The organism is Micromonospora sp. NPDC007271 (assembly GCF_040634005.1).
Classification (GTDB): Bacteria; Actinomycetota; Actinomycetes; order Mycobacteriales; family Micromonosporaceae; genus Micromonospora.
Genome location: NZ_JBEYER010000012.1, coordinates 83,352 through 89,620 on the forward strand (window position 1 = coordinate 83,352; position 6,269 = coordinate 89,620).

Genomic DNA, 6,269 nt, shown 5'->3' on the forward strand with positions numbered 1-6,269 from the left:
CCCACCCCCGTCCCCCACCCTCACGGCTGCGCGATCTTGCACTTCGTGCCCCTACAAAAGGGGCGAAAGCCGCGATCCCGCGACAGCAACCGCAAGATCGCCGGCGCGGGCGCGGCGCGCGGGAGGGGAGGGATCAGGGGATGGGGTGGGGGGCGGGGTGGGCGGAGCCAGCGGGGCGGGTGGGGCGGGTGTGGCGGGCGGCGGCGTGTAGGCGGAGGATGCCGGCGCCGACCGCGCCGGTGCCGGTGGCCAGCGCCAGCGTCACCGCGATCCGGGCCAGGGTCGCCGGGCCGGCCACCGGAGCCACCGAGCGGGACAGCACAGCCAGGTTGGTCACCCCGGCGAAGAGCGCCAGACAGGCCCCGGCGAGGGCGAGCGCGAAGTCGCCGCCCTCCCGGCGGGCCAGCGCGTACCCGCCGGCGGCGACCGCGCCGAGCCCGGTGAGCAACGTCCAGATCTGCCCGCCGACCAGCCCGAGCAGCACCCCGCCGACCCCCTCGGCGCCGGCGTCCAGCACCCGGGCCACGGTGAACGCCACGGTGGCCGCCCCGCCGAGGGCGAGCAGGGCACCGGCCGCGCGCAGTGCGCGTACCCCGGACACGGTGCCCGCCGGGACCAGCCCGGCCCCGCCGATGAGCAGGAAGCCGAGCGTGGCGGCCACCCACCAGGGGTACGGGTCCGGCGGGGGCAGCCAGTCCAGGGTGCCGCGTACCTCGATCGCCTGGTCGCCGGCCCGCAGCGGCACCGCCCAGTCGCGGACCCGCTGCTGCCGGGTCGGATCGGCGCTCACCTGCGCCGGTGGTGCCGACTCCAACCAGAGGGTCCGCTGGTCGTGCCAGCGGGCCGACGGCCCGTCCGAGACCCGCCGCCAGACCGGCGGGGCAGCCGGGTTCGCCTCGGGCGGCAGCTGGGTGTTCCCGGCGATGGTCCGGTTCAGGTAGGTGGCGGGGGAGCGGCTGTTCTCGTACACCCCGCCCGGCCCGATCCGCAGGTACGGCTCCCCGGAGTAGCCGATCACCTCGACGTCCCGGCCGGTGCGGTTGGTCAGCTCCAGCCGGGCCCCCGCCTCGACCATCCGGGCGCTGAGCCCGGGCCGGCCGGGGCCGATCGCGGTGACCTCGGCCCGGTAGTCGGTGCCGGCGGGGGCGTCCGCGCCGTGCGCGGCGGCCGGCGTGGCGAGGGCGAGAAGGGCGGCGAGCGCGGTGGTGACCACCAGCCCGGCGCGCCGCAGCGGGGCCGGGATCACCGGCCGGCCGCCTCCACCGCGGCCTTGATCCCCTCGGGGCTGCGGTCGGTGAGTTCCTTGCCGTTGACCTTGATGGTCGGGGTGCCGGTGACCCCCGACCGGCTGGCGTCGTCGGTGACGTGCGCGGTCCACGACTTGAACGTGCCGTCCTTCACGCAGGAGCTGAAGGCGTCCCGGTTCACCCCGACGCTCGCGCCGATGTCGATCAGCTCGGCGTCGCTCAGCCCGGGGCTGTTCTCCGGCGGCTGCTTGGCGAAGAGCGCGTCGGTGAACTCCCGGAACCGCGCGCCCTCGGCCGCGCAGCCGGAGGCGGCCGAGGCGCGGGTCGAGTACTGGGTGCTGGAGAAGCGGTTCAGGTAGGCGACCGGGTGGAAGACCACCCGCACCTTGTTCTCGTTGATCAGCTGGTTGATGGTCGAGCCGCTGGTGTCCTGGAACTGCTTGCAGGCCGGGCAGAGGTAGTCCTCGTAGAGGTCGATGGTGACCGGGCCCTGGCCGATGACGATGCCGGTGCCCTCGTGGTTGGCGCCGGCCGGGGCGGTGTAGGACTTCGACTTCTGGCTGGAGTAGACGGTCCAGCCGATCAGTCCGGCGATCACCAGCAGCGCCGCCGCGGCGATCGAAGTGATGATCGTGCGGGTACGCCGCTTCTCGCGGGCGATCTGCTCGCGGACCACCCGGGCCGCGTCCTTGCGACTACTCATCCTCGTCCTCCACGGATGGTTCCCCCGCCAGCCAGCCGTCCAGTGCGAACGGGGTGCGGGGCCAGATCAGCAGGAACCCGGCCAGTGCCAGGAACCCCAGGTCCCGGAGGATCTCCGGGAGATAGCTCGGGGCCTGGCCGGCGGCGAGCTGGCCGCCGCTGCCGAAGCACCCGCAGTCGATGGCCAGGCCGCGGGCCCAGGCCGAGGCGATGCCGGCGATGAAGATCACCAGCAGCGCCGCGGAGACGCCGGCGGCCAGTCGGGTGGCCAGTCCGGCGAGCAGGAGTACGCCGAGCGCCAGCTCCACGAAGGGCAGCGCGGCGCCGATCACGGTCGCCAGGTCGTACGGCATCACCTGGTAGGCGTTGACCGCCCGACCGGAGGCGGCCAGGTCACCGACCTTGGTGAAGCCGGCGTACAGCCAGACGGCGGCCAGGCCGAGCCGGGCGGCGGTGCCGAGCCAGGGCCGGAGGGCGGGCCAGCGGCCGGCCCGGGTGGTCGGTGCAATCACGATCATTGGTCGTCCCGGATCCGAGGAAAGTTCCGTCAGCCGGCCAGCGCGTCGCCGACGGCGTCGACCAGTTCGCTGCGGGCCCGGGCCACCCGGGAGCGGATGGTGCCCACCGGCACCCCCTCCACCGCGGCGGCCTCGGCGTACGACAGGCCGAGCAACTGGGTGAGCACGAACGCGCCGCGCCGCTCGGCGGGGAGCCGGCGGACCAGGTCGGTGGCACCGAACTCTCCGGCCGGGTCCGGGTACGGCCGCTCGGTGGCCGCGCGCGCCGCGAGCCGCTCGCCGAGCCGCCGCCGGCGTACCACCGTCCGCAGGTGGTCGGCGCAGGCCCGCCGGGCGATGCCGAGCAGCCAGGTGCGGGCGCTGGACCGCCCCTCGAACCCGGGCAGGGCCCGGAAGGCCCGCAGGTACGTCTCCTGGGTCAGGTCGTCGGCGCTGTCCGGGTCCACCAGGGCGGCGGCGAACCGCCACACCTCGGCCTGGGTGGCCCGGACGAAGGCGGACTGGGCCACGGGATCGCCGTCGCGGGCGGCCAGCGCCCAGTGGGTCGCGGGATCCCGCGCAGCGTCGTGCACCGCCGGACCGGGGCCGGCGGAGGTGTCGCGCGGGGCGGGGATCACGACAGACGAGGTTACGCGGCGTACCTGGGTCCGGCAGGGTCCTTCGGCCTTTCTATGGTCCCGCGCACGCCGGGAACTTTTCTGGCCCGGTGCCCGACTACCCCCTCATGACGTGCGACGACGTACGGGTGGCGCTGTCGGCGCGGCTGGACGGGGAGGACCCGCAGGCGCCGGCGGCGCTCCTGGCGGCACACACCGCGGCCTGCCCGGGCTGCCGTTCCTGGCTGGCCGGGGCCGAGCGGGTGACCCGGCTCACCCGGTTGCGGGTGGTGGACGTACCCGATCTGACCGCCCCCGTGCTGGCCGCCGTCGCGGCGGACCGGGCGGCGACCCGGGACGGGGCCGGGGCCGCCCGCCGGGCCCGGCGCCAGGTGCTCCGGGTGGCCGTGGCGGTCGCCGCCGTGGCGCAGCTCACCGTCGCACTGCCGATCCTGCTGGCCGGGCTCGGCGTCGAGGCCGACCCGCACGCCAGCCGGGAGATGGCCTCCTTCGACGCCGCCCTCGCCGTCGGTTTCGCGTTGGCCGCCTGGCGGCCGGAGCGGGCCCGGGCGTTCCTGCCGGTCGCGCTGGTGCTGGCGGTCTGCCTGGCCGGGACCAGCGTGGTGGATGTCGCCGCCTCCACCACCGCCGTCGTGCACGAGCTGGGTCACCTGGCCGCCGTGGTGCAGGCCGGCCTGCTCTGGGCGCTTTGTCGGGTCAGCGGTGAGCCGGAGCGCCGGGGGCCCGTCACCCTCGCCGCGGTACGCGGATGAGGCAGGGTCGCCGATCGCCGGGCGCGTCGGGAACCATGTTGGCCATGACTGCTGCCGTCCGCCGCCGGCCCGTGACCGCCCCCGACCGCCGCCGCGCCGCCCGGTGGTCGACCCTCGCCGGCATGCTGGTCGCCCTCGCGGCGCTGCTGCTCGCCCCGGCCACCCCGGCCAGCGCCCACGCGCTGCTGGTGAGCAGCAGCCCCACCGCCTCCGCCGTGGTGTCGAGCGCGCCGTCGGAGGTGGTGCTGACCTTCAGCGAGGGGGTCCGCAAGGTCCCCGGCAAGATCCGGGTGATCGCCCCCGACGGTTCCCGGGCCGACCGGGGCGAGCCGACGTTCAAGGACGCCGTGGTGACCATCCCGGTGGACCCCGCCGGCCCGCGCGGCACCTACCTGGTGAGCTACCGGGTGATCTCCGCCGACAGCCACCCGGTCTCCGGCGCCTTCACCTACTCGGTGGGCGCCCCGTCGACGCCCCCCACCGACAGCGGTACGGACAACCGCGCCAACCCGGTGGTGGAGAACGCGGTGAAGGTAGTCAAGTACCTCGGCTACGGGGGCCTCCTGCTGCTGGTCGGCCCGGCCCTGGTGCTGGCCGCGCTCTGGCCGCGTCGGCTGTCCCGGCGCGGGCCGGCCCGGCTGGCCTGGTCGGGGCTGGGCCTGCTGGTCGTCGCCACGCTCGCCGAGCTGTGGCTGCAGGTGCCCTACACCGCCGGGGGCGGCCTGTTCGACGTGACCGGCTCCGGCTTCGGCGACGTGCTGGGCAGCGCGTACGGCACGGCCCACCTGGTCCGGCTCGGCCTGCTCGCCGCGGCGGCGTTCCTGCTCCGGCCGCTCTTCGCCGGGCCGGTCGGCCGGACCGACGGGATCATCCTGGCCATCCTCGGCGGGGCGGCGGTGTTCACCTGGCCGCTGGCCGGGCACGCGGCCGCCTCGCCCGCCCCGGCCGTCTCGGTGCTGGTGGACGCGGTGCACCTGGGCAGCATGGCCGTCTGGCTGGGCGGCCTGGTGATGCTCGCGGGCTTCCTGCTGCGGCGCGCGAACGAGCGGGAGCTGGACGCGATCCTGCCGATCTGGTCCCGCTGGGCCACCCTGGCGGTCAGCGCGTTGCTGCTGGCCGGCACCGTGCAGGCGCTGATCGAGGTGGCCACCCCGAAGGCCCTGGTCGACACCACGTACGGGCAGCTGCTGCTCGGCAAGATCGGGTTGTTCGCGCTGGTGATCGCGGTGGCCGCGTACTCTAGGGCGCTGGTCCGGCGGCGGGCCGCCGTGGGCCGGCCGGCGGCGATGCGGCGGGCGGTGGTGGCCGAGCTGGCGATCACCGCCGTGGTGCTCGGCGTCACGGCGACCCTGGTGCAGACCACCCCGGCCCGCACCGCCGTCGCCAGCGTCGCCGGTTCGTCCGCCGGCTACTTCTCCACCACGCTGACCAGCCCGCTCTACTCCCTTCAGGTGGAGCTGGACCCGGCCCAGCGTGGCAACAACTCGATCCACCTCTACGCCTACACCCCGGACAACCGGCCGCAGCCGGTGAAGGAGTGGAAGGCGACGGCCGCCCTGCCGTCGGCCGGCATCGAGCCGATCGACATCCCGCTGCTGCCGCTGACCGACAACCACGCCTACGGGGAGATCAGCCTCCCCGCGGCGGGGCAGTGGCAGGTCCGCTTCACCCTCCGCACGTCCGACATCGACCAGGCCACGGTGACCGCCACCGTGCCGATCAAGTAACGGAAGGCTCACACTCATGATCCGTCTCCGGCGTCCCGCCGCCGTCGCCACGCTCACCCTCGCCGCCGTCGCCACGGCCGTGCTCGGTCTCGCCGGCCCGGCCTCGGCGCACGTCACGATCAACCCGAAGGAGGCCAGCCAGGGCGGCTACGGCCGGTTCGCCTTCCGGGTGCCGAACGAGAGCGACACGGCGGCCACGGTCAAGGTCGAGGTGCTGCTGCCGGAGAACGCGCCGGTCGGCTCGGTCTCCACCATGCCGGTGCCCGGCTGGACGGTGCAGGTGGAGAAGCGCAAGGTCGACCCGCCGATCGAGGTGCACGGCAGCCAGCTCACCGAGGCGGTGTCCAAGCTGACCTGGACCGCGCCCGCGAACGGTGGGGTCAAGCCGGGCGAGTTCCAGGAGTTCCCGGTGTCGATGGGGCCGCTGCCGCAGATCGACCAGATGGTGTTCAAGGTGCTCCAGACGTACTCCGACGGCAACGTGTCCCGCTGGATCGAGGAGCCGACGCCGGGCGGCCAGGAGCCCGACAACCCGGCTCCGGTGCTCACCCTGACCGGCGCCTCGGCGTCCGCGGAACCGGCCGCGAACGCGCCGCGCACCGCACCTTCAGCAACGGCGGTGCGGGACGACCATCGCCCAGAAGTTCTTGGCCTTTCCCCAGCTCGAGGGCCTCCGGTTCAGCCACCGCTGGGGCGGCGTCATCGA

At 75.0% G+C, this 6,269-nt stretch carries 7 protein-coding genes; 3 read left to right on the forward strand and 4 right to left on the reverse strand.

The window, feature by feature from the left end:
- Nucleotides 1-133: 133 nt before the first annotated feature.
- The 4 genes from ABZ570_RS07075 to ABZ570_RS07090 are packed head-to-tail and all read right to left on the reverse strand — an operon-like array spanning nt 134 to nt 3,084.
- A complete protein-coding gene (locus tag ABZ570_RS07075) occupies nt 134-1,246 on the reverse strand; it encodes a hypothetical protein (RefSeq protein ID WP_358058090.1) in 1,113 nt (370 codons plus the stop codon).
- A complete protein-coding gene (locus ABZ570_RS07080) occupies nt 1,243-1,950 on the reverse strand; it encodes a thioredoxin domain-containing protein (RefSeq protein ID WP_358058093.1) in 708 nt (235 codons plus the stop codon). Before ABZ570_RS07080 ends, ABZ570_RS07075 begins: the two co-directional genes overlap by 4 nt.
- Nucleotides 1,943-2,467 (reverse strand): MauE/DoxX family redox-associated membrane protein, encoded by a 525-nt coding sequence (locus tag ABZ570_RS07085; RefSeq protein WP_358058096.1) that lies wholly within the window; start codon nt 2,465-2,467, stop codon nt 1,943-1,945. Before ABZ570_RS07085 ends, ABZ570_RS07080 begins: the two co-directional genes overlap by 8 nt.
- 29 nt (nt 2,468-2,496) lie before the next feature.
- Complete coding sequence (locus ABZ570_RS07090; protein WP_358058098.1) at nt 2,497-3,084, reverse strand: sigma-70 family RNA polymerase sigma factor; 588 nt, start codon at nt 3,082-3,084, stop codon at nt 2,497-2,499.
- Nucleotides 3,085-3,173: 89 nt separating this feature from the next.
- Here ABZ570_RS07090 and ABZ570_RS07095 point away from each other — a divergent pair, with 89 nt between their 5' ends.
- The 3 genes from ABZ570_RS07095 to ABZ570_RS07105 all read left to right on the forward strand — a co-directional run.
- A complete protein-coding gene (locus tag ABZ570_RS07095) occupies nt 3,174-3,836 on the forward strand; it encodes a zf-HC2 domain-containing protein (RefSeq protein ID WP_358058100.1) in 663 nt (220 codons plus the stop codon).
- Between the two features lie 44 nt (nt 3,837-3,880).
- Nucleotides 3,881-5,563 carry a copper resistance protein CopC gene (locus tag ABZ570_RS07100; RefSeq protein WP_358058103.1) on the forward strand — a complete coding sequence of 561 codons (1,683 nt, stop codon included), beginning with the start codon at nt 3,881-3,883 and terminating at the stop codon, nt 5,561-5,563.
- A gap of 16 nt (nt 5,564-5,579) precedes the next feature.
- Nucleotides 5,580-6,269, forward strand: a 690-nt coding sequence (locus tag ABZ570_RS07105; RefSeq protein WP_358058106.1) for a YcnI family protein, incomplete at its 3' end; no start/stop codon positions are given.

Coding starts and splice junctions, on each gene's coding strand:
- ABZ570_RS07080 (WP_358058093.1), bottom strand. CDS start 1,950: ATGAGTAGTCGCAAGGACGCGGCCCGGGTGGTCCGCGAGCAGATCGCC.
- ABZ570_RS07085 (WP_358058096.1), bottom strand. CDS start 2,467: ATGATCGTGATTGCACCGACCACCCGGGCCGGCCGCTGGCCCGCCCTC.
- ABZ570_RS07100 (WP_358058103.1), top strand. CDS start 3,881: ATGACTGCTGCCGTCCGCCGCCGGCCCGTGACCGCCCCCGACCGCCGC.